The sequence below is a fragment of the Flavobacterium davisii genome, assembly GCF_019565505.1.
In the GTDB taxonomy this organism is placed as follows: Bacteria; Bacteroidota; Bacteroidia; order Flavobacteriales; family Flavobacteriaceae; genus Flavobacterium; species Flavobacterium davisii.
Genome location: NZ_CP067378.1, coordinates 702,048 through 723,417 on the forward strand (window position 1 = coordinate 702,048; position 21,370 = coordinate 723,417).

21 protein-coding genes, 6 tRNA genes and 6 pseudogenes are annotated in these 21,370 nt (G+C 30.5%); 20 read left to right on the top strand and 13 right to left on the bottom strand.

Translation table 11 applies throughout. The features are described 5' to 3' along the window. Positions 1 to 64: 64 nt before the first annotated feature. Complete coding sequence (locus JJC05_RS03485; RefSeq protein WP_235878218.1) at positions 65 to 493, bottom strand: hypothetical protein; 429 nt, start codon at positions 491 to 493, stop codon at positions 65 to 67. Between the two features lie 100 nt (positions 494 to 593). On the opposite strand from JJC05_RS03485, the gene JJC05_RS03490 reads away from it, so the two are divergent. From JJC05_RS03490 to JJC05_RS03510, 7 genes and pseudogenes are all read left to right on the top strand, one after another. After that, complete coding sequence (locus tag JJC05_RS03490; RefSeq protein WP_309597402.1) at positions 594 to 1,046, top strand: DUF4442 domain-containing protein; 453 nt, start codon at positions 594 to 596, stop codon at positions 1,044 to 1,046. Positions 1,047 to 1,223: 177 nt separating this feature from the next. Then, on the top strand, positions 1,224 to 1,505 hold the full coding sequence (locus JJC05_RS17925) for a BatA domain-containing protein (protein ID WP_309597403.1): 282 nt from the start codon (positions 1,224 to 1,226) through the stop codon (positions 1,503 to 1,505). 14 nt (positions 1,506 to 1,519) lie between these two features. After that, the gene (locus tag JJC05_RS17930) at positions 1,520 to 2,431 is read left to right on the top strand and encodes a hypothetical protein (RefSeq protein WP_309597404.1); all 912 of its coding nucleotides are present in this window, start codon (positions 1,520 to 1,522) and stop codon (positions 2,429 to 2,431) included. 25 nt (positions 2,432 to 2,456) lie between these two features. Beyond that, entirely contained in the window at positions 2,457 to 3,146 is a 690-nt protein-coding gene (locus JJC05_RS17935; protein ID WP_309597405.1) for a hypothetical protein, read from the top strand. After that, a pseudogene (locus JJC05_RS03500) lies at positions 3,143 to 4,396 on the top strand (dihydroorotase). The gene JJC05_RS17935 and the pseudogene JJC05_RS03500 overlap by 4 nt, the downstream one beginning before the upstream one ends. Next, complete coding sequence (locus JJC05_RS03505) at positions 4,359 to 4,733, top strand: hypothetical protein (RefSeq protein WP_258929459.1); 375 nt, start codon at positions 4,359 to 4,361, stop codon at positions 4,731 to 4,733. Before JJC05_RS03500 ends, JJC05_RS03505 begins: the two are co-directional and overlap by 38 nt. Then, a pseudogene (locus JJC05_RS03510) lies at positions 4,734 to 5,382 on the top strand (alpha/beta hydrolase). It abuts the gene before it with no gap. Between the two features lie 53 nt (positions 5,383 to 5,435). Here JJC05_RS03510 and JJC05_RS03515 read toward each other — a convergent pair. Beyond that, complete coding sequence (locus JJC05_RS03515; protein WP_235878219.1) at positions 5,436 to 6,371, bottom strand: FKBP-type peptidyl-prolyl cis-trans isomerase; 936 nt, start codon at positions 6,369 to 6,371, stop codon at positions 5,436 to 5,438. Between the two features lie 76 nt (positions 6,372 to 6,447). On the opposite strand from JJC05_RS03515, the gene JJC05_RS03520 reads away from it, so the two are divergent. The 3 genes and pseudogenes from JJC05_RS03520 (at position 6,448) to JJC05_RS03530 (ending at position 7,915) form a co-directional block, all read left to right on the top strand. Then, positions 6,448 to 6,846, top strand: coding sequence for an RNA-binding S4 domain-containing protein (locus JJC05_RS03520; protein ID WP_088394168.1), 399 nt, complete (start codon positions 6,448 to 6,450; stop codon positions 6,844 to 6,846). Continuing rightward, positions 6,830 to 7,409 (top strand): annotated as a pseudogene (locus JJC05_RS03525) (class I SAM-dependent methyltransferase). The gene JJC05_RS03520 and the pseudogene JJC05_RS03525 overlap by 17 nt, the downstream one beginning before the upstream one ends. Before the next feature lie 8 nt (positions 7,410 to 7,417). Beyond that, the gene (locus JJC05_RS03530; protein ID WP_105196370.1) at positions 7,418 to 7,915 is read left to right on the top strand and encodes a phosphoribosyltransferase domain-containing protein; all 498 of its coding nucleotides are present in this window, start codon (positions 7,418 to 7,420) and stop codon (positions 7,913 to 7,915) included. Here JJC05_RS03530 and JJC05_RS03535 read toward each other — a convergent pair. Further along, positions 7,903 to 8,424 carry a shikimate kinase gene (locus JJC05_RS03535; protein WP_105196371.1) on the bottom strand — a complete coding sequence of 174 codons (522 nt, stop codon included), beginning with the start codon at positions 8,422 to 8,424 and terminating at the stop codon, positions 7,903 to 7,905. The two genes, JJC05_RS03530 and JJC05_RS03535, sit on opposite strands and share 13 nt — an antisense overlap. Before the next feature lie 114 nt (positions 8,425 to 8,538). Between JJC05_RS03535 and JJC05_RS03540 the strand changes: the two genes are divergently transcribed. The 6 genes from JJC05_RS03540 (at position 8,539) to JJC05_RS03565 (ending at position 9,147) form a co-directional block, all read left to right on the top strand. Beyond that, positions 8,539 to 8,610, top strand: a tRNA-Lys gene (locus tag JJC05_RS03540). A gap of 29 nt (positions 8,611 to 8,639) precedes the next feature. After that, positions 8,640 to 8,711 (top strand) — tRNA-Lys (locus JJC05_RS03545). Positions 8,712 to 8,740: 29 nt separating this feature from the next. Further along, positions 8,741 to 8,814: transfer RNA gene (locus tag JJC05_RS03550), tRNA-Lys, on the top strand. Between the two features lie 28 nt (positions 8,815 to 8,842). Then, positions 8,843 to 8,916 (top strand) — tRNA-Lys (locus JJC05_RS03555). Positions 8,917 to 8,953: 37 nt separating this feature from the next. Continuing rightward, positions 8,954 to 9,038 (top strand) — tRNA-Leu (locus JJC05_RS03560). Between the two features lie 36 nt (positions 9,039 to 9,074). Next, positions 9,075 to 9,147, top strand: a tRNA-Lys gene (locus tag JJC05_RS03565). Positions 9,148 to 9,263: 116 nt separating this feature from the next. Here JJC05_RS03565 and JJC05_RS03570 read toward each other — a convergent pair. The 3 genes and pseudogenes from JJC05_RS03570 to recQ all read right to left on the bottom strand — a co-directional run bounded on the left by JJC05_RS03570 (position 9,264) and on the right by recQ (position 12,724). Then, positions 9,264 to 9,425, bottom strand: a complete 162-nt coding sequence (locus JJC05_RS03570) for a transposase (protein ID WP_258929645.1) — start codon at positions 9,423 to 9,425, stop codon at positions 9,264 to 9,266. A gap of 636 nt (positions 9,426 to 10,061) precedes the next feature. After that, positions 10,062 to 10,232 (bottom strand): annotated as a pseudogene (locus tag JJC05_RS19030) (ISAon1 family transposase N-terminal region protein); the annotation flags it as partial. A gap of 296 nt (positions 10,233 to 10,528) precedes the next feature. Continuing rightward, positions 10,529 to 12,724 (bottom strand): DNA helicase RecQ, encoded by a 2,196-nt coding sequence (gene recQ, locus JJC05_RS03575; protein ID WP_105197018.1) that lies wholly within the window; start codon positions 12,722 to 12,724, stop codon positions 10,529 to 10,531. A 236-nt stretch (positions 12,725 to 12,960) separates the two neighbouring features. Between recQ and JJC05_RS03580 the strand changes: the two are divergent. The 4 genes and pseudogenes from JJC05_RS03580 (at position 12,961) to lptB (ending at position 15,980) form a co-directional block, all read left to right on the top strand. After that, positions 12,961 to 13,924: pseudogene (locus tag JJC05_RS03580) on the top strand (KpsF/GutQ family sugar-phosphate isomerase). Next, positions 13,925 to 14,742, top strand: a pseudogene (tatC, locus tag JJC05_RS03585) (twin-arginine translocase subunit TatC). After that, positions 14,735 to 15,079 carry a carboxymuconolactone decarboxylase family protein gene (locus JJC05_RS03590; RefSeq protein WP_088391304.1) on the top strand — a complete coding sequence of 115 codons (345 nt, stop codon included), beginning with the start codon at positions 14,735 to 14,737 and terminating at the stop codon, positions 15,077 to 15,079. Before tatC ends, JJC05_RS03590 begins: the two are co-directional and overlap by 8 nt. A 160-nt stretch (positions 15,080 to 15,239) precedes the next feature. After that, positions 15,240 to 15,980 (top strand): LPS export ABC transporter ATP-binding protein, encoded by a 741-nt coding sequence (gene lptB, locus JJC05_RS03595; protein ID WP_088391306.1) that lies wholly within the window; start codon positions 15,240 to 15,242, stop codon positions 15,978 to 15,980. Between the two features lie 235 nt (positions 15,981 to 16,215). Here lptB and JJC05_RS03600 read toward each other — a convergent pair whose 3' ends face one another. From JJC05_RS03600 to JJC05_RS03630, 7 genes are all read right to left on the bottom strand, one after another. Continuing rightward, positions 16,216 to 17,196, bottom strand: coding sequence for an FAD:protein FMN transferase (locus tag JJC05_RS03600; RefSeq protein WP_235878221.1), 981 nt, complete (start codon positions 17,194 to 17,196; stop codon positions 16,216 to 16,218). Further along, positions 17,196 to 17,720 (bottom strand): ferredoxin reductase domain-containing protein, encoded by a 525-nt coding sequence (locus JJC05_RS03605; protein ID WP_235878224.1) that lies wholly within the window; start codon positions 17,718 to 17,720, stop codon positions 17,196 to 17,198. The genes JJC05_RS03600 and JJC05_RS03605 overlap by 1 nt, the downstream gene beginning before the upstream one ends. A 146-nt stretch (positions 17,721 to 17,866) precedes the next feature. Then, on the bottom strand, positions 17,867 to 18,694 hold the full coding sequence (locus JJC05_RS03610) for a flavodoxin domain-containing protein (protein ID WP_235878225.1): 828 nt from the start codon (positions 18,692 to 18,694) through the stop codon (positions 17,867 to 17,869). 1 nt (position 18,695) lies between these two features. Then, positions 18,696 to 19,199, bottom strand: a complete 504-nt coding sequence (locus JJC05_RS18680) for a PepSY domain-containing protein (RefSeq protein ID WP_235878795.1) — start codon at positions 19,197 to 19,199, stop codon at positions 18,696 to 18,698. Beyond that, complete coding sequence (locus tag JJC05_RS03620) at positions 19,196 to 19,390, bottom strand: hypothetical protein (RefSeq protein WP_235878226.1); 195 nt, start codon at positions 19,388 to 19,390, stop codon at positions 19,196 to 19,198. The genes JJC05_RS18680 and JJC05_RS03620 overlap by 4 nt, the downstream gene beginning before the upstream one ends. Positions 19,391 to 19,397: 7 nt before the next feature. Continuing rightward, positions 19,398 to 19,874, bottom strand: a complete 477-nt coding sequence (locus tag JJC05_RS03625; protein WP_127822931.1) for a DUF2271 domain-containing protein — start codon at positions 19,872 to 19,874, stop codon at positions 19,398 to 19,400. 3 nt (positions 19,875 to 19,877) lie between these two features. Continuing rightward, positions 19,878 to 21,272: an ankyrin repeat domain-containing protein gene (locus tag JJC05_RS03630; RefSeq protein ID WP_258929461.1), complete on the bottom strand. Its 1,395-nt coding sequence runs from the start codon at positions 21,270 to 21,272 to the stop codon at positions 19,878 to 19,880. Positions 21,273 to 21,370 lie beyond the last annotated feature (98 nt).

Here is a 21,370-nt window from a genome sequence, read left to right on the forward strand (position 1 = left end):
CGTCCTTCATCAACATAAGCTCCTGCAATGTTCAGACAATCATATGTAATTTGAATTGGATCTTCTATTTTTTCTGTATAAAATAATCCTTTTTATAATATTTAATTCCTTTTTCAAAATTGCCTTCATAATAAGAATAGACTGCTCCTAGATCATTATAAACCAACCCCTTAAGAGTATCATTATCATTTAAATTAGCATAATACAAAGATTTCAAGAAATATCTTTCAGCTTTTTTTGTATTAACAAATTCAACAAAATTACATCCTAAAACCATATAGGCTTTAGCTTTTAATCTATTGTCATTTAATTGAAATGATTCTAGCAATCCTTCCTGAGCTAGCATCATTGATTCTTTTGTATTTAATTCTTTTAGTGCGCTTTTTGCCTTTTTAATTTTTAATTCTGTTCTTTTTATAGCATTTATTCTTTGTGATGAAACATCATAAGGCCAAACAATAAGACTCCAAATGATTAGAAAAAAACGATACATCTTCTAAATTTTTGATTTTTTAAAGGAAGGAATTTAGTCAAAAATAGTTTATTTTTGACAATCAAAACTGTTTTATATCAATTTTAATGAATTAAAAACAATGTATCAAAAACTTTCTAGATTTGCTCAAAAATTCATACATCCATCTATTTTTCTAAAATATGGATTTAATTTTTCTCCTATGTACAAAAGGAGTACAGCTAGAGTAACCCATATTTCAGAAGATTTAAAAAATGTACATATAAAAATCCCTCATAATTATAAAAACAAGAACTACGTAGGTTCTATTTTTGGTGGAAGTCTCTTTTCGGCTGTAGATCCAATACCTATGACTCAATTAATGTATATCCTGAAAGACAATTACATTATATGGGATAAAACAGCCTTCATACGCTTTAAAAAACCTGCAAGAGAAAACGTTTACGCTACTTTTCATTTTAGTGATGAAGAAATAAAAAAAATCATTGATGAAGTAAAAATAAAGAAAGAAATAGAGTATACTAAGATAACATCTATTACCAACAAAAAGGGGATGTTACATTTTGTGAAGTAACTAAAACTATTTACATAGCGGAAAAGGAGTTTTATAAAGAAAAACTAAAAAAAAGGGAAATTTCATCCTAACTCTTAATTTAATACTTTTAGATTTTTTGTTCAAAAAAACGATTAAAATCTGAAACTATTCTACGATTCAAACTAAAAATGTATCTTTGACAAATTCAAAACATAAATGCAATTTAAACATCCTGAAATCCTTTATTTTCTTTTTTTACTGATTATTCCAGTAATTGTGCATTTATTTCAATTACGAAAGTTTAAAAAAGAATACTTCACGAACGTTCGTTTTTTAAAAGAACTGATCATCCAAACACGTAAAAGCTCTAAAATAAAAAAATATTTATTATTAGCAACAAGACTTTTACTCTTAGCCACTCTTATTCTAGCCTTTGCGCAACCTTTTTTAAAGCAACAGACCAAGCAGGTAAAAACAATGAACTTATTATACTATTAGACAACTCTTTTAGTATGCAAGCAAAAGGTAAAAAAGGAGAATTACTTAAGCGAGCTGTACAAGATTTATTAGAAAACATTCCAGAAGAAACAACTTTTTCACTTTTAACAAACGATACCGATTTTTGGAACACACATATTAAAGCTATTGCTAAAGATCTCCAAAATTTAAATTATAGCCCAATTCCTTTTTCTCTTGAAAATGCACTAATTAAAACAAAATCGCATAATAACAATCAAGGAAAAGATATTTTAGTTATCACAGATGCTATTGGCTTACAAACCGAATCCTTATCTAAATTACCTCTAAATAACAAAACTTATTTCGTAGTTCCTGAAGCTGAAAAAACGACAAACGCTGCTATTGATAGTGTTTTTATAAATCAGAGTCTTGAAAATTTCTATGAAATTGGTGTATTAGTTTCATCTAATTTTAAAGAATCTAAATCAATTCCTATTTCATTATACAATCAAAACAATTTGATTGCCAAATCTATAATACCTTTAAACAAAAACAAACAAACTTTATTATTTACAATTCCAAAAGAAACATTTAACGGATATGTTTCTTTAAATGATAATAGTTTAGCTTTTGACAACACTTTTTATTTCAATTTCTCAAAACCTAAAATTGTAAAAATCCTAAGTATAGGAGATGACGAAAAATCTAATTTCCTTACCCGAATTTATACAAAGCCCGAGTTTAATTTTTCAAACAGCAATCCAAACCAACTAGACTATAGAAGTATAGAAAATCAAGATTGTATTATCTTAAATGAGTTAGATAATATTCCTACGGCAATGCACACTAATATGAAAAAATTTGTCGATAAAGGAGGTAGTTTGGTCATTATTCCTTCCGAAAAAATTATTCCATCTAATTTGAATGCTTTTTTAAAAAAACTTCACAAACATTCAATTTGGTAATTTACAAAACAAGGAAAAAAAAATAATGAAAATTAACTTTTCAAATCCTCTATACATAGATGTTTTTGAAAAAAGAATCCGTAACTTTCAGTACCCTATTGTAAAGAAATCCTTTGAAGTAAAAAGTGGTTTACCCCAAGCACTTACCTACGATGATCAATCGGCATTTTTAAATACATTGTATAAAAATTCTGGTATTATATATATATTTTCAGCTCCTTTAAACAAAGAAATTTCAAATTTTCAAAATGCCCCACTAATTGTACCTACTTTTTACAAAATGGGTATTTCAACTAGTAAAAATGGTCTACAATATCAAACAATTGGTCAAAACAAAACCACTATAATTGATGCGTTACTAAATAAAGATGAAATAGTTTCTATTACAAACAAAGAAGAAAATTTTATTCCTGTACAACAAATTTTAGAAAATAAACTAAAATTTAGTTGTGGCGATAACCCTAAAAAAGCGGGTAATTATCAAATTATTCAAAATAAAAAAAACATCTACCCTATTAGTTTTAATTATGACCGCAAAGAAAGTCAATTAAACAATTATAGTAATTATAACAAAATTAATACAATAAGCAACTTAAATATTTTTTTTGAAACCCTTCAAACAGAACGCACTGATCAGCAAATTTGGAAATGGTTTCTTATTTTTGCCTTATTATTTTTGATCATCGAATTGCTCATTCAAAAATTTCTAAAATGAATTTAATTATCCGTAATGCTCGAATTATTGAAAAAAATCATCCTTTAAACCAAGAAATTACTGATATTCAAATTAGTAACGGTATAATAGAAAAAAATAGGACAAAATCTCCCCATTCTAAATGATTATGAAGAAATTACCTACCCTGATTTACATCTCTCTAAAGGCTGGATAGACACTAGTGTTTCTTTAGGAGAACCAGGTTTTGAAGATCGTGAAACTATCAATAACGGACTACAGACAGCTAGTAAATCAGGTTTTACAAGCATTCTTTTACAACCCAATTCAGCTCCTATATTAGATAATCAATCTCAAATCTTTTTGTTAAACAAAAAGCTAATCAAAGCGCCACTGATTTATACCCCATTGGAGCACTTACAAAAAACAGTAACGGAAATGACTTAGCAGAACTTTTAGACATGAAGAATGCAGGTGCTGTAGCTTTTGGAGATTATAACAAAAATTTAGATAACGCCAACATCCTAAAAATAGCTCTACAGTACACAAAAGATTTTGAAGGAAAAGTTATTGCTTACTCAATGGATAACAACATCAAAGGCAAAGGAATCGTAAACGAAGGAATCACTTCTACTCAGTTAGGTTTAAAAGGCATTCCTTCCTTAGCTGAGGATTTAATAATAGCCCGCAATTTATACATCTTAGAATACACAGGAGGTAAACTACACATTCCAACCCTTTCAACCGCTCACGCTGTAGATCTAATTCGTCAGGCGAAGAAAAAAGGCTTACAAGTTAGCTGTAGTGTATCTGTTCACCATTTGATATTACAAGACGAAGTACTAAACAGTTTTAATTCTAATTATCGTGTAACTCCTCCTATCCGATCAGAACAAGACCGCAAAGCACTTATTGAAGGCGTTTTAGATAATACTATTGACTGTATTACAAGCGATCATAACCCTATAGACATTGAAAACAAAAATTTAGAATTTGATTTAGCTAAAAATGGAACCATTGGATTAGAAAGTTGTTATAGTGCCTTACAAACCATTTTACCCACAGAAATTATTATAGAAAAATTAACTGCTGGACGAAAGATTTTTGATATAGAAGAACCTCACCTAAAAGAAGGAGAAACAGCTAATTTAACACTATTTACTCCTAATGAAAATTGGTTTTTTCAAAAAGAAAACATAATATCCAAATCTAAAAACTCAGCTTTTATAAACCAATCTATGAAAGGAAAAGTAATTGGTATTATTAATCATTCTCAATTTATTAAAAGCTAATAATGAATACAAACTTAAACGATATAAAAAAGGAAAAAACACAGCAATTATAAGCTATATACTTATAATAGGTCCACTTATTGCCTTATCCATGAATAGTGGAGAAGACAAAACCGAATTTGGCTCTTTTCATGTAAGACAAGGTCTAGGCTTAACCATTACTTTTGTTACATTAGGTCTTATGCTTTCTAATTTTAGCATCCCTATGGCTACTATAAGTATGTGGATATTCATTTCTCTATTAAGCTTTTACGGTTTATATACCGCAAGCCGAGGCGAATCCTGTCCGTTACCACTATTAGGCTCCATATTTCAAAAATTTTTTAAAACTATCTAAATGAATTTATCGCTATACCATCTAGTAAAAGAACCTAAAATAAAAAAGAGAAAAACCCATTACTCTTATTATTACATGGTTACGGAAGTAACGAAGAAGATCTTTTTCATTTGCTTCTGAACTTCCTGATCATTATTACATCATATCCGCTCGTGCTCCTTATAATCTAATGCCAAATGCTTATGCTTGGTATGCCATTAATTTTGATGCTGACGAAAATAAATTTTCAGATTTAGATCAAGCTCGCAGTTCAAGGGAAACAATAGTTCATTTTATTGACGAATTAGTCGAAAATTATGCTATTGATCCTAATAAAATTACGCTAATTGGATTTAGCCAAGGATGTATTTTAAGCTACGCTACCGCCTTATCTTATCCTAACAAAATTCAGAGAATAGTAGGTATGAGTGGGTATTTTAATCAAGAAATTGCATTAAAAGATTATCAAAAAAACAACTTTAATAATTTACAGATATTCGCTTCACATGGCAGCGTAGACCAAGTAGTACCCGTAGAATGGGCTCGTAAAGCACAACCCATATTAAACGATTTAGGTATCAAGAATAGCTATAAAGAATATCCTGTAGGACATGGTGTAGCTCCTCAAAACTTTTACGATTTTAAAAATTGGTTATTAGAAACTGAATAAAAAAAGAGGCTATCTTTTAGATTAGATAGCCTCTTTTTTATTTTCAATATGCTTTATTTTCTTCTTCTATCCTCTTTATCCAAATGGTTTGGAATTCCATTACGATTATCATCCCCTATTGCTTCATCTCTTGTTAATATTCCATCATTATCATCATCGCGATCTAGATAATCAAGATACCCATCTCCATCTGTATCACGCTTTAAATTAACCCATGGAGCGTTTAAATTTGACGCATCAAAACTATATTCTTCCTCAAAGGTTGTATGCCCATCAAAATCATGATCTTTTCTCTTCATTGACATTAATTTAACATTAAATATTAAAGGAGAATAAGCTGGTATATTTACCTGTGCATCAGAATAATACCCTAACCCTGAAGGTAGAAACAATACTGCAGCACCAAAATCTTTAAAACTTAAAACATTTGTAACAGGATCAACTGTTGTAATACCTGTAGTCATTAACGACACCATTCTAGACCAACCAGCTATTACTTTTGCTAAATCAAAACGAACTGGATTTTCTCCTCGGTCAAAAAACTGATTTTTATTAAATGTCGTTTTTTCTTGATCAAAACCCGCTTTTTCCTTTAACAACAGGCCATGATATGATACTAAAACTGTATCTATAGGACAAGGAGTTTTAGAAAGTTCTGGTTTTAATTCTCCTCCACCATTATGATTAATATAATACACCTTAAAATCATAATCGTTGTAATGTATTATTTTGAATTTAGGTGCATACTGATCTTTTATAGAAACTAAGCCTGATTTAGAACCGATTCTTTTTACAAATTCAACATTTTTATCTGCATCAACATCCATGTGATAATCTTCAAAAAACTTTTCTATTTCTAAAATTTCTCCCGGTATTTGTTCTGAATATGCTTTAGGAGGAACGACATCTACTGTATCATTATTTCTATTACAAGACATAAATACAATCACTAAAAATAAGCCGCCTATCAATTTACTTAATTTATTCATTCTTCTATAAAATTTGCACGCAAGATACAATTTTGAATTATTTTTGTATACTAATTTAACTAAGATTTTTGATTTTATGCGTATTGATAAATATTTATGGTGTGTACGATATTACAAAACTCGTAACATGGTAACTGAAGCTTGTAAAAAAAACCAAATAACTGTAAACGGAATTACAGCCAAACCTTCTAAAGAAGTTTTTTCTGGAGACAAAGTTACTTTTAGAAAAGACCAAATTACCTATAGCATTCAGGTTTTAGACATTCCTACAAGCCGAGTAGGTGCCAAACTAGTCGATATATATCGTAGAGATGAAACCCCAGAAGAAGCATTTGCTCATTTAGAAATGCTTAAACTTTCTAAAGCACATTACAGAAAATATGGTGAAGGTAGACCTACCAAAAAAGACCGTCGTGATTTGGATGAATTTGAATTAGATTTTGAAAATGAATTTAAAGATGAATCTGAATCGTAATTACTGGGAAAACAGATATCAAAAAAACGAAACAGGTTGGGATACTGGAATCATTACACAACCTCTGAAAAGTTATTTTGATCAATTAACAAATAAAAATCTCAAAATACTAATTCTCGGAGGTGGAAACGCATACGAATTTGAATATTTGATCCAAAAGGTTTTAAGAACACTCATGTTCTCGATTTTGCAGAAACACCCATTAAAAACATAAAAAAGCGATTACCACAGGTACCTTATAACCAAATTATATACGAAGATTTTTTTCACATAAAGACAACTATGATCTAATTATAGAACAAACTTTTTTTTGCGCACTTCCTCCTATGGCAAGAAAAGAATATGCAACCAAAATAAATTCACTATTAAATCCACAAGGAAAAATAGCGGGGCTTTTATTTGATTTCCCTTTAACTGAACAAGGCCCTCCTTTTGGAGGTTCTAAGGAAGAATACAAACTTTTGTTTTCACCCCAATTTACTATAAAAACACTAGAAATTGCTTACAATTCTATCAAACCTAGACAAGGTAAAGAACTCTTTTTTATATTTACAAAAAAATAACAACACAAATGAACACAAATATTATTCTTACTCATACTGAAATAGAATTTAAAATCAAACGCATAGCATATCAGATACACGAAACATTTATTAATGAAAAAGAAGTAATTATTGCTGGGATACAGGGAAATGGGAGCATATTAGCACAAAAATTAGTTATCACACTAAAAGATATTTCTCCTCTATCTATTCAATTTTGTGAAGTTATAATTGATAAAAAAAATCCTAACACTACTATACACACAAGCCTTCCAAAAGAAGAATACAGCAATAAAGGGCTTGTATTGGTAGATGATGTACTCAACACTGGAACAACCCTTATATATGGAGTAAAACATTTTTTGGAAGTACCTCTTCAAAAATTTAAAACGGCGGTACTTGTAGATCGTAACCATAAAAAATATCCTATAAAAGCTGATTTCAAAGGCATTTCTTTGTCTACTTCTATACTAGAACACGTTCACGTTGTATTCGAAAACAACAACCAGTACGCCTATTTAGAATAAAGACGTACCAATTCATCAGAAATTTCATCAATCGTCTTATTATCGACAGAAACTATTTTTTTACAACTATTATAATAATAGCTTCTGTCGAATAAATGTTTGGCTACAAACTCATTCATTTCTTCTTTATTTAAACCCGCTATTAAGGGTCTTTTATCAGCTTCTATAACTAAACGCTCAACCAACAATTGAATTGAAGCTTTTAAATAAACTGAATTAACAGCATCTCCTTGTAATAAAAGATCATTTCCAGCATAACATGGAGTACCACCTCCCAAACTCAAAACAAAAGACTCTTTTTTTAACAATAAATCCTTTAAAACAATATGTTCTAACTTTCGAAAATAAATCTCACCTTCTGTATCAAAAATTTCTTTAATACTTTTTCCTTCTTTTTGAACAATAAAATCATCTAAATCTATAAATTCTAATGCCAATTTACGAGCTAGAACTCTCCCAACACTTGATTTACCTGATCCCATATAACCTACTAACACAATTTTACTCATACAAAACACATTAATAATCAATAACTTACAAAAAAAACAGAAATAAAACCTCCTTTTCTTTGAAAAATCAAAAATAAGGTAATATATTTGCACCCGCAAACAAGAAATGTTTACGACTCCGTAGCTCAGTTGGTAGAGCACATCACTTTTAATGATGGGGTCCTGGTCTGAGCCCCAGCGGGGTCACTAAACAAAACAACATTTCCTAAAGCATTGACTCCGTAGCTCAGTTGGTAGAGCACATCACTTTTAATGATGGGGTCCGGGTTCGAGCCCCAGCGGGGTCACTAAACAAAATAAAATTTATTAAAGCATTGACTCCGTAGCTCAGTTGGTAGAGCACATCACTTTTAATGATGGGGTCCTGGGGTTCGAGCCCCAGCGGGGTCACTAAACAAAATAAAATTTATTAAAGCATTGACTCCGTAGCTCAGTTGGTAGAGCACATCACTTTTAATGATGGGGTCCTGGGTTCGAGCCCCAGCGGGTCACTAAAGCCAAACAAAAGTTTGGCTTTTTCATTCTCAACGGCCATGTGGAGGAATTGGCAGACTCGCCATCTTGAGGGGGTGGTGTCGTAAGACGTGTGGGTTCGAATCCCATCATGGTCACCATAAAACTAATTTAAGAAACAAAAATATAATAGTATAGACTCCGTAGCTCAGTTGGTAGAGCACATCACTTTTAATGATGGGGTCCGGGGTTCGAGCCCCAGCGGGGTCACTAAAAAAAGGCTGTTCAAAATATTGTTTAGGACAGCCTTTTTGTTGCTTTTTTACTCTAAAAATAGTATCTTAGAAAAATCAAGAACAAAAGGGATCAAGAACAAAATTTAAGGATTAAGCAAAAAGATTGAACAATCCGAATAAGAAGAAATCGATATTTCTTACCCCTCTAAACTGACTTCTAAAGGCTTCTATTTTTGCATTAAAAGATTTAGCAGCTGCATTTGTACTTCTATTATCAAAGTAGTTTTGAGAATCTACAGCAGTACTATCGATTAATTTCTTTTAAAAAAGACGCAAATTCTTGCATCATACGTGTCCCTTTAGCCACTAATACCATTTTAACTTAAAACAACTGGACTAAACCCAGATTTCAAGAAAGTATTGTTCTTTGACAAATGAGAGCTGACTTGTACTTGTCAGCGAAGCCTATGCAAAAAAATGGTGAATTTATCCCCTCTTAAATTTTGGCTGAAATGTAAAAAGGCTTCCATTTGGAAGTCCTTGAGACAATCAATGATCAAACATCGTGTTATCTCGTATATAATAATTTTAGCTAAGTTAGATAGAATTACGCATTAGACCCGAGCGTAGCGAATAGACGAAGTAAATCTATTCCACTTTATTTTTCTTCAAATTCAAGCACGTACTCAAGTTTTAATCATCAAAATAGTTCACTATTTCTTCTTCTAAAATTTTCCGTGAGCACTTGAATTTATTCAAAAATTTTGTTTCACAACGAAGTCTAATGCGGAATCTGGGTTTAAAAGTAACGTCCTCGATATGTTTTTTTTCATTTTAAAAACAACTTGAACAGACGGTTGAGTATATAATTGAAATTATCGTTAGTTCGAGCACGAAGCGCATCAAGAACCAATACTAATTTTTGTTGTTTTTGTAGAGGTACTATTTTTAAAAAGAAAATTCAAAGTTTAAATTGTATAAATTCCAATCTCTTTTAACTATCTCGTCTGTGTTTTTATCAATCCAACGACGACGTTTTATATGCAAATACGCAAACTTTCCTCTTAGTGAAAAATCTTGAATTATTATTTCATCTGTTAAGCCTTTGGAGGCTAACTCTGTGTGATCAAACTCTTTTGGAGGTTTTGCTTTTTCTTCAAAATAGAGATGTAGTTTTCTTGTGAATTATCAACTGAAATTATTTCAAAATAATCAACTAGAAAATCAGGAAGCACCAATTTTAAAAGATCTACAGGGATTCATAGTAGTGTTTAATTTTGACAAAGATCTCTTTTTTTGAATATCCTCCCCAACTTTTGTTCTTAGTCTATTAAACCTTAAATAAACCATCAAAAAAAGCGGAATAATTCTTTTATTATTATCCCGCTTTTTGTCAAAAATTCGATTTTTTCATATTAATTAGCCACTTCACTAATAAATTTAATTCGCATAAGTCGCAATTCTTCCGTATCATAATCTCCGTCAAATTCATCTAAAGCATCTTGAATTTTATCCGACTCAGAATCCATAAAATAATCATGAATTTCTTGTTGTTGATCTTCATCTAAAATTTCATCAACCCAATAATTTATATTTAATTTGGTTCCTGAATACACTATTTGCTCCATTTCTTTTAGTAGAGCATCCATATCCAAACCTTTTGCTTTTGCAATATCATCTAAAGGTAACTTTCGATCTATATTTTGAATGATATAAAGCTTTAATCCTGAATTAGCTCCTGTAGATTTAACAACTAAATCATCAGGTCGCATAATATCATGTTCTTCAACATACTTTGAAATAAGATCTACAAATGCTTTTCCATATTTTTTTGCTTTTCCCTCTCCTACTCCTTGAATGTTACTTAATTCAGCTATAGTGATAGGATATTTCAAGGCCATATCTTCTAATGAAAATTCTTGAAAAACAACATAAGGAGGCACACCTTCTTTTTTACCTACTTTTTTACGTAAATCAACCAGCATAGCCATTAAAACCTCATCTGTGGTTCCTGATGACTTAGCAGCTGCTATAACTGTATCATCTTCATTATCATAAAATTCATGATCTTCTGTCATCATGAAAGATATTGGTGTCTTCAGAAAATCGTATCCTTTATCAGTCATTTTTAAAACACCATAACTTTCAATATCTTTACGCATAAAGCCGTCAACCATTACTTGACGAATTAATGCCATCCAATATTTTTCATCTTGATCTTTTCCTATACCAAAAAATGGCTGGGCATCTGTCTTATGTGCTTTAATAACGGCATTTACTTTCCCTATTAATGCTAAAATAATCTCTTTTGCTTTATATATTTCTTTTGTATCACGAATAGCTTCTAATAGTTTTATTACATTATCCTTAGCTTCTGTTTTCTTTTTAGGATTACGCATATTATCATCCATATCTCCACCATCTCCTGTTTCGCTATCAAACGCTTCTCCAAAATAATGTAATAAAAATTTACGACGAGACATAGACGTTTCTGCATAAGAAACTACTTCTTGTAGCAAAGCAAAACCTACCTCTTGTTCAGCTACTGGTTTTCCTGCCATAAATTTTTCTAATTTCTCTACATCTTTATATGAATAGTAAGCTAAACAATGTCCTTCTCCTCCATCACGTCCTGCTCTTCCTGTTTCTTGATAATAACTTTCTAAGGATTTTGGTATATCATGATGAATTACAAATCGGACATCAGGCTTATCAATACCCATACCAAATGCAATAGTAGCTACCACTACATCTACCTCTTCCATAAGGAACATATCTTGGTGTTTAGCTCTTGTTTTAGCATCAAGACCTGCGTGATACGGTACAGCCGAAATGCCATTCACTTTTAAAACTTCAGCTATATCTTCTACTTTTTTACGTGAAAGACAATAAATAACTCCAGACTTTCCTTTATGTTGTTTTATAAAACGAATGATATCTCCTTCTACATTCTTGGTTTTTGTTCGTACCTCATAAAATAAATTAGGACGATTAAATGATGCTTTGAATACATTAGCATCAGACATATCTAAATTTTTAAGAATGTCTTCTTGAACTTTTGGGGTGGCGGTTGCTGTTAGTCCTATGATTGGAATATCTCCCAAAGCCCTAATTATATTTCTTAAGTTTCGATATTCAGGTCTAAAATCATGTCCCCATTCCGAAATACAATGCGCTTCATCAATGGCAACGAAAGAAATCTTATGCTCCTTTAAAAAATCAATATACTCTTCTTTTGTTAAAGATTCAGGAGCTACATACAACAATTTAGTTAAACCAGATGCTATATCCTTTTTAACTTGATTAATTTCGGTCTTGTTTAATGAAGAATTAAGAACATGCGCTATAGCATCCCCAGAGCCTAAACTTCTAAGGGCATCTACTTGATTTTTCATCAAGGCAATAAGAGGCGAAACAACAATAGCTACCCCTTCTTGGATTAGTGCAGGTAACTGATAACATAACGATTTTCCGCCACCTGTAGGCATAATAACAAAAGTATTTTCTCCAGATACAATACTTCTTACTACTTGTTCTTGTAAACCTTTAAACTGGTTAAATCCGAAATACTTTTTTAATTCTTTGTGTAAATCAATTGGGTGAGAACTCATTCTTCAACTATTTTCTATTGACAAATTAATGAAATGATGAAAATCAAACAGCTTTTATACTATCCCCAACTAGTAAAAAAAAATGTGTTTGGTATATTTTTGGGAAATTTTAAACAAAATTAATAAAATTTCAGTCAAATAAAAAATTCTTTCAACTAGGTATTTTTATAAATTTGCACTTACATAAAGATACAAAATTCTTTATCATTATACAAATTTTAAAAAAGACTCTTGTTTTGATTACTAAAGATTCCATTCTTGCCACCGCTAAAGCCTCTTTATTAGAACAAAGCGAAGCTATAGCAAACTTAGTAAATTATTTAACAGCTGATTTTGCTCAAGCAGTAGAACTTATATATAACGCCAAAGGTAGACTAATTGTTACAGGAATAGGAAAGAGTGCCATTATTGCCCAAAAAATGGTGGCTACTTTTAATTCAACAGGAACCCCTTCTATGTTTTTGCATGCTTCTGAGGCTATTCATGGAGATCTAGGAATGGTACAAGATGGTGATGTAATTATTTGCATATCAAAAAGTGGTAATAGTCCTGAAATAAAAGTATTAGTTCCTTTATTAAAACGATTTGGTAATCAATTAATAGGAATGACTGCTAATCTTCATTCTTTTTAGGCAAAGAATCAGACTTTGTTTTGCATGCGTATGTAACTAAAGAATCGTGTCCTAATAATTTAGCTCCTACTAATAGTACGACTGCTCAATTGGTATTAGGAGATGCTTTGGCTATTTGTTTGATGAAAAAAGAAATTTTAAAAGTGAAGATTTTGCTAAATATCATCCTGGTGGAGCATTAGGCAAAAAGCTTTTGCTACGAGTTTCTGACTTATTAGATAAAAACCATAAACCACAGGTTTCCTCTAATTCTCCAATAAAGGATGTAATTATTGAAATATCAGAAAAAAGACTTGGTGTAACAGCTGTAATAGAAAACAAGCAACTCATTGGGATTATTACAGATGGAGACATTAGAAGGATGCTTAATACTACTGAAACTATATCAGGATTAAAAGCAAAGGATATTATGACAAAGACACCTAAAACAATTGCTTTGAATGCTATGGTTATAGATGCTTTTCACACTATGGAAGACTTTTCGATTACTCAACTAGTTGTTGAAGAAGAAGGAAATTATGTAGGCATATTACATATACACGATATTTTAAAAGAAGGAATTATATAAATGGCAAAGAAAAATTTATCAGAAATGTCTTTTTTAGACCATCTAGAAGAACTAAGATGGTTACTCATAAGAAGTACTATTGCAATTGTTATATTAGCCATTGTGGTCTTCTTTTTGCTGATTTTATATTTGATGAAGTAATTTTTGGCCCCACACGAGTAGAATTTATAACATATCGCTTTTTTTGCGATGCCTCTCATTACCTTGGTTTTGCGGATACTATTTGTATTGAAGAGCTTCCTTTTACTATACAAAATACAAGTATGGAAGGACAGGTAAATGTATTTATATGGATGTGTATTACTGCTGGTTTTATACTTGGATTTCCTTATATCTTATGGGAACTATGGCGTTTTATAAGCCCTGCACTCTATGAAAATGAAAAAAAATATGCTAAAGTATTTATTATTTCAGCATCTATCCTTTTCTTTACAGGTGTTTTATTTGGCTACTATGTAATTGTTCCTATGTCCGTAAACTTTTTAGCTTCCTTTTCTATCAGTAGTGTAGTTAAAAACGATATTGATTTAAATTCCTATATAGGAATGGTTAAAACATCTGTACTTGCTGGTGGTATTTTTTTTGAAATGCCAATTATCATTTACTTATTAACTAAACTAGGGCTTATAAAACCTAGTTTTTTACAAAATACTCGAAAATATGCTATCGTAATTGTATTAATTATAGCCGCTATTGTTACTCCTCCTGATGTGGTAAGTCAAGTAACCGTAGCAGTTCCTATGCTCTTAATATATGAAATGAGCATTATTATTTCTAGAATTGTATACAAAAACCAATTAAAAGAACAAAATGACTGATTTAGTAAAAGATTTTAACGATTATCGTTCTAAGATGAACGAAAAAATATTAGGCGATGACAATAAAGTTATTAAACGAATTTTTAACCTAGACACGAATACTTATACGGAAGGTGCTTTAGATATAAAAACAAAGGAGCTCATGGGACTTGTTGCATCAGCTGTTTTACGTTGTGATGATTGCATTAAATATCACCTAGAAACGTGTTACAAATTAGGAATTAACAAAGCTGAAATGATGGAAGCAATGAGTGTTGCTACCCTAGTCGGAGGCACTATTGTAATTCCTCATTTGAGAAGAGCTTACGAGTTTTGGGAAGCACTTGAAAATAATTAATTAATTTTAAAATTAATCATTTTGAAAATTTGAAATTGTAATTTTATACTAATTCGTTTATTTCATTGATTAATTTTAACTTTATTTGTCAAGTTGGATTTAAAAATGATTTTGAATAATTAATTCACTTTCAAATTTTTCAGATTTTCAAATTTAAAACATGATATTAAGAGCAGATAATTTAATCAAAACATATAAAAAGAGATCCGTAGTAAAAGGGATATCTGTTGAAGTTAATCAAGGGGAAATAGTGGGACTTTTAGGTCCAAATGGGGCTGGCAAAACAACTTCTTTTTATATGATAGTAGGCTTGGTAAAACCTAATTCTGGTAATATTTACTTAGACAACATGAACATTACCAACTTTCCTATGTACAAAAGAGCCCAAAATGGCATTGGTTATCTTGCTCAGGAAGCTTCTGTTTTTAGAAAAATGAGTATTGAAGACAATATTATGAGTGTCTTACAGCTAACAAATTTAACTAAAGAACAGCAGGAAGAAAAAATGGAAGCTCTTATTGATGAATTTTCATTAAATCATATTCGTACAAATCGTGGTGATCTGCTTTCGGGTGGTGAGCGTCGTCGTACAGAAATAGCCCGATGTTTGGCCACTGACCCTAAATTTATTTTATTGGACGAACCTTTTGCTGGTGTTGACCCTGTAGCAGTTGAAGATATTCAACGTATTGTAGCTAAACTTAAAAACAAAAATATTGGCATTTTAATTACAGATCATAACGTACAAGAAACACTTGCTATTACAGACAAAACTTATCTAATGTTTGAAGGAGGTATTCTAAAAGCAGGAGTTCCTGAAGAATTGGTGGAAGATGAAATGGTACGTCGTGTGTATTTAGGACAAAACTTCGAGTTAAGAAGGAAAAAATTAGAGTTTTAGTTTTTTTACTTACTCTGGTTAATATTTCTTTTAATAAATTTCTTGTTGGTTACATAGGAGTTCTAAAACCAACAAGAAATAAAATTGCACCAATTTAAAAAGGTTTTTCTTTTTTGGAACTCTTCAATATTCAGGATTCAAATTAGATGATTAAATTCATTGCTTGCTAAGCATTTTAATCTAAAAAATCTTCATTATTTTTATCTTCAACATAAATCCATTATCATTGATCACACTACTTACTGTACATTTTTTTAAAATTTTTAGACTTAATAATCTTTCCTTTATCAGTTACTAATAAACAAGAATAGTCTGGATAATTAGCCAATAATTTCATTCCTTTTTGTATACCTAAAACCATGATTGAAGTACTAAACCCATTAGCTATCTCTGCACTAGGTCCCAAAATGGTTACACTACAAATTCCTTGGCATGGATAACCTGTTTTGGGATTTATAATATGAGAATAGCGTTTTCCTTCTATTTCAGCATATTTTTCATAATTTCCCGAAGTGGTTACAGCATACCTTCCTAACTTAACTACATCTATAAACTCTTCTTTATCAAAAGGATTGGTAATTCCTATTTTCCATAAATTCCCGTTAACTTGTTCCCCAAAAGTAGTTAAATCACCCGATGCGTTTATAATTCCTCCTTTAACTCCTTTTGCTTCTAAGATACTACGTACTTGATCTGCTGCATAACCTTTTCCTATAGATCCAAAACCTATTTTCATTCCTTTTTCTTTTAAAAAGATTGTGGAAGCTATTGTATCTATTAGGATCTTTTGATAATCAACTTTTTCTATTGATTTTTTTATATTCACTTCTTCAGGCATGGTCGTCATTGATCCATCAAATTTCCAAATTTTATCCATTGCTACTATACTAATATCAAAAGCTCCTTCTGTTATTTTAGAAAAAAATAATCCTGATTTTGTAAGTCGTATAACTTCTTGATCTACTTTTATAGCTTGTACACCTGCATTCTGATTAACTTGTGAAATTTGTGTAGTAGATTTCCATTCTGATATTAAATTTTCTATACGATTAATTTCTGTTATAGCTTCCTCAATTCTTTGTTCCGCAAGAATGGTATCTTTTTCGACTATGGTTATATCAAATCGACTTCCCATAAGTGTAACGGCTCGATGACGTTGTACTTGCGCTTGTAATAAAAAAGAACAAAAGAGGGTTAGTATCGTTATTTTTTTCATCAATAGCAATCTGTTAAAATTTGACGTGTTGATTTGTAAAATTCTACATTTTCAGCTTCATATATAAAAGCATGATTCTCTAACAATTTTTCTATATCTTTTTGCATGGCTAATGAACCGCAAATCATTAGTATCCCTCCTTCTTTTAATAACTGAAAAACAAACGCTAGATCGTGATTAATTAAATCTGTAACATAGGTTCGATTTTCTTCTCTAGATAAGGCTAGTTTAAATTCTTGTAATTTCCCTTCTTTTCTAAAGCTTTTTATTTGATGTTGTAGGTTTTGAACAAAGGAATTGTTATTTCTAAAACCAGCATATAGATAAAATGATTGGTTTGGTGTAGATTCTGCTATCATTCCTAAAAAGGGGGCTACACCCGTTCCATTAGCAATCATTATGATTTTTTCGTTTTTAGGTAGATTAAATTTCGAATTTTGTATAATTGTTCCTCTTATTATTTGGTCTTTTTCTAATTGGTATAAATAATTAGATCCTATACCATTAGAGTGTAGCTTAACCATTAGTTGAATTTCATCATTTAACTTTCCGATAGAATATAAACGTTCTTTTTTGGGGTATCCTAAATAAATGACGAATAAATCACCTGATTGATATTTTATCTTTCTTAAAGGTTTTAATGTTAATATAAAGTTAGGGTTATTTTCTTCTACTTGGGTTTTAGATAATACTTTAAAAAGTATTTCTTTTTATTTTTAGTTAGATAGGTTGTTTCTAGAGTACTTAATGGAATACCCGAAACTGCATTCCAGCTATTTACCCAATTCAACCAATCTGTCATAGATTGATCATTTATTGTATGCAAATCAAGTATTTTTTGAGTCCAAGCTTGTGTTTCTAATAATCTTTCTATTTTTTTTGCATATCCACAAAAATTAGGGTATTGAGATGATCCAAATCCTACTACTGCTGTTTGTATGTTTTTTGATTGTTTGTACTTCCGTATTGATTGTTCTAGATAACGAGCATTATCAGGAGCTTCTCCTTCACCATAAGTGGAGGTTAAGAATAGGATGGTATGTGCATTCGGAAATATTTGGTATTGATTCATAGGAATTATAAAACTTTTAACTCCTTGTTCCAAAAATTGAGTATGGACAGTATTGGCAAACTTCATGGTATTACCATTTTCTGATCCGACTAATATAATTAACTCGCTTTTTTCTAATGTATAAATATTAGTTGGTTTATAACGTAAACGTTTATATGAGATAACAAATCCTGAAATAATAAAGAATAGAATACTTAATACAGCAAGTAATAAGATGAACGACCAAATAATAGATATTCTACCTGTATGCAAGTCTAAACTAAGGTTTTCTAATTTAATCCATTTTGATATTGAAACTTCACTAAGAATACTTCCGTCCCATTGATTAATTAATATTTCGCGATCTTTTAATTTTAGGATAAAGTGTTCTTCTACTTCATCTGTAAATGGAAATTCTAATTTTTGAACTTCTGATAACAAAATCATGTTAAAAACAGGAAATTCTTCTATTTTTTTTTTGTAAAGGTGGTTTTTTAAAAATGATTTTTTTATGGTTTATTATAGAATCTTTTTCAAAAGTTTTGAAATTATATAGTGTTAAATAAGTTCCTGTTGAACTCATAACTAAAATAGGAATAATCATCCATCTACTTAGTAATACATGAAGATAGGATGCCCAATGATCCTTTTTTATTTTTTTAATTAAACCAATAAATCCTTTTTGACGCTTTAGTAATAATAGGATTCCTGTACAGGCTATAATGGTTAAAAGAAAGGCGTTAATCCCTAAAATAATCCTTCCTGTCTTGTGTAAAAAAAGTGATCGGTGTAATGATGTTACCCATTGAATCCATTGTGTTTGTTTTTGGGGAGTTCCTATTATTTTTCCTGTATTAGGATTAATAATAGCTTCTACTTCATTAGTGTCTGTGTCTAATCCTTTTATTTTTACATGTTGATTAGGACTGACTGTTAACTCTGTTACTTCTATAAATTCTTTTTTACAACGGCTAGGACTTTTGCTAGTTTAATTTTTTCAAAATTATCAACTTTATAAGGTGTATTTTTTTGTTTTATAGCATCCACTGCTAAAATTGCTCCTGTTAAAGAGGCTAATATTAGAAATACAGAAGTTATAAGAGCCAAGGCAAAGTGAGCCAATCGCCAAATAGATAAGGTCATTAACGGTCTAAATTTTATTTAATTTAACAAAGCGTATATAGCCTTTTCCGTCTATTTTCTCTAACAGTGCTTCTGTAGTTAACGGAACCTCTACATCTGTAACATGATATTTTTGATTTTCTACAGCTGATTCAAAACGAATTTTATATCCTGAATTTATTTTAGTATCTTCTATTTCTAAAACCGTTACACTTCTGTCTCCTCCTGCTATAGAAGCACCTGTTTTAGCATCTACCTTATTTCTTTTACTGTAAAATTTATACCATTCTTTAATGTCTTTATACCATTTTTTGTCATCCCCCATTACATGCAGTGTTTTTTCATACTGCCCTTTAGGATTGATTAATGATACTACTATATACGCTCCTTCTCCTACATAATTTGTCATTTGCAGCATACATTTATATTTAGAGGTTTGAGCTGTTACGTTATTAAAGAATAACGATAAAATAATGAGTGCTAGATATTTGGTATACTTATTCATATTTTATTTTAAAAATTCTAAATTTATGTGTTTTTTGGCTAATACTTCATTTTCACGAGCTAATGAATAAACGCTTTCTTCTAAATCTGTTTTTATATTTTTATCTGCTCCTTGCGTGAGTAAATAATTTATTATATTTTCATCTTTGGCTACCATAACTGCTTTATGTAAAGCGGTTAATCCTTCTTCATTTTTAGCATTTATATCTATTCCAAATCCTTCTAATTTTTTTAAGTACTCTAGATTATTTTTAACCACTGCGATATGATATAAGGTATGACCTTTTAATAATGGTTTTTTCAAATTCATTCCGTTATCTCTTAACCATCTTAGTTTATCTAAAAAATCATCATTTCCATTTCGAGGTGCTCTATAATTTTGAACCAAATGATAAACTAAACCTTGTCTTTCTTTATCTAATAAATTAATATCGGCTCCGTTCTTAACTAGTTTATTCATTGTTTCTAACAAACCTGTTTTAATTGCTTGCATTAAGGCGGATTCTCCTTTTTGATTTATTTTATTTACATCTACTATCCCTTTTTCTAATATAAATTTCGTAAACGCTAAATCACGCGTTCCTGCTACTTTGTGTAAGACTGTATTCCCTTCTTTATCTACTGTATTTAATAAAACGCCTTTATTAAATAGATATTCGGCAATTGGTGTTTGATTTTCTTTTTTAGCTATCAAATGGAAAAGGGTTTCATCATTTGATGTTGTAATTGTAGGCTTTAATTTTAAATCTTCTATAAGGTATTGATAAACTTCTAGGGAATTAGATGAACGTCTGGTACCTTCTGCCGCTATTAATAGAGCATTCGATGTAAATTTACTTCCTTTTTCGATAAGCTTTTTTAAATTTGTAATATTACCTGTTCTGGCAGCATAATCAAAAACTGTTTTTCCTAAAGCGTCTTGATCTTTTATACTTAATCCTTTTGTTTCTAAAAATTGTGTAATCGCTAAATCTTTATCATAAGGTACGGCTAACATTAATAGGGTTGCTTTGTCTTTATACTTTTTTTTAGGATCTAATCCTGCTTTTAAAAAAGTTTCAAATAATTGCACGCTGGCATTCCCACTTGTTAACGCATACACTAATGGTGTTGTATTATGGGAATCTTCTTGATTGATGTTAGCTCCTATATTTATAAGATATTCTACTAGCTCTATATTACCTTTTGCAGCTGCCCAATGTAAATAGGTTCTTTCATCGTGTGTGAGCTTATTTATTTCATTTCCTTTTTGTTGTAACAAATAATATACAACTTGATTGGAAACCCCATTGTTAATAGCTAAGGCAACGGGATCAAAGGCTGAGGGGTTAAACTCTGAAGGATTATTTCCTGTCGCTATTTCAGCTTGAACTGTTGCTAGATCAGGATTTTTTTCCAAAAACTTGTTTCTAGCAATGTATTTTTTTGTTGAGCAATCGATACGAAATTAAATAAGATTGCTACTATTATAGTTATTCTATTCATTTGTTTCACGAA

Bases quoted from the DNA above. Each gene is read 5' to 3' on its own strand.
- JJC05_RS03485 (WP_235878218.1), bottom strand. From the start codon at position 493: ATGTATCGTTTTTTTCTAATCATTTGGAGTCTTATTGTTTGGCCTTAT.
- JJC05_RS03490 (WP_309597402.1), top strand. From the start codon at position 594: ATGTATCAAAAACTTTCTAGATTTGCTCAAAAATTCATACATCCATCT.
- JJC05_RS17925 (WP_309597403.1), top strand. From the start codon at position 1,224: ATGCAATTTAAACATCCTGAAATCCTTTATTTTCTTTTTTTACTGATT.
- JJC05_RS17930 (WP_309597404.1), top strand. From the start codon at position 1,520: ATGCAAGCAAAAGGTAAAAAAGGAGAATTACTTAAGCGAGCTGTACAA.
- JJC05_RS17935 (WP_309597405.1), top strand. From the start codon at position 2,457: ATGAAAATTAACTTTTCAAATCCTCTATACATAGATGTTTTTGAAAAA.
- JJC05_RS03515 (WP_235878219.1), bottom strand. From the start codon at position 6,371: ATGAATAAATTAAGTAAATTGATAGGCGGCTTATTTTTAGTGATTGTA.
- JJC05_RS03520 (WP_088394168.1), top strand. From the start codon at position 6,448: ATGCGTATTGATAAATATTTATGGTGTGTACGATATTACAAAACTCGT.
- JJC05_RS03530 (WP_105196370.1), top strand. From the start codon at position 7,418: ATGAACACAAATATTATTCTTACTCATACTGAAATAGAATTTAAAATC.
- JJC05_RS03535 (WP_105196371.1), bottom strand. From the start codon at position 8,424: ATGAGTAAAATTGTGTTAGTAGGTTATATGGGATCAGGTAAATCAAGT.
- recQ (WP_105197018.1), bottom strand. From the start codon at position 12,724: ATGAGTTCTCACCCAATTGATTTACACAAAGAATTAAAAAAGTATTTC.
- JJC05_RS03590 (WP_088391304.1), top strand. From the start codon at position 14,735: ATGACTGATTTAGTAAAAGATTTTAACGATTATCGTTCTAAGATGAAC.
- lptB (WP_088391306.1), top strand. From the start codon at position 15,240: ATGATATTAAGAGCAGATAATTTAATCAAAACATATAAAAAGAGATCC.
- JJC05_RS03600 (WP_235878221.1), bottom strand. From the start codon at position 17,196: ATGAAAAAAATAACGATACTAACCCTCTTTTGTTCTTTTTTATTACAA.
- JJC05_RS03605 (WP_235878224.1), bottom strand. From the start codon at position 17,720: ATGGTTAAGCTACACTCTAATGGTATAGGATCTAATTATTTATACCAA.
- JJC05_RS03610 (WP_235878225.1), bottom strand. From the start codon at position 18,694: ATGATTTTGTTATCAGAAGTTCAAAAATTAGAATTTCCATTTACAGAT.
- JJC05_RS03620 (WP_235878226.1), bottom strand. From the start codon at position 19,390: ATGACCTTATCTATTTGGCGATTGGCTCACTTTGCCTTGGCTCTTATA.
- JJC05_RS03625 (WP_127822931.1), bottom strand. From the start codon at position 19,874: ATGAATAAGTATACCAAATATCTAGCACTCATTATTTTATCGTTATTC.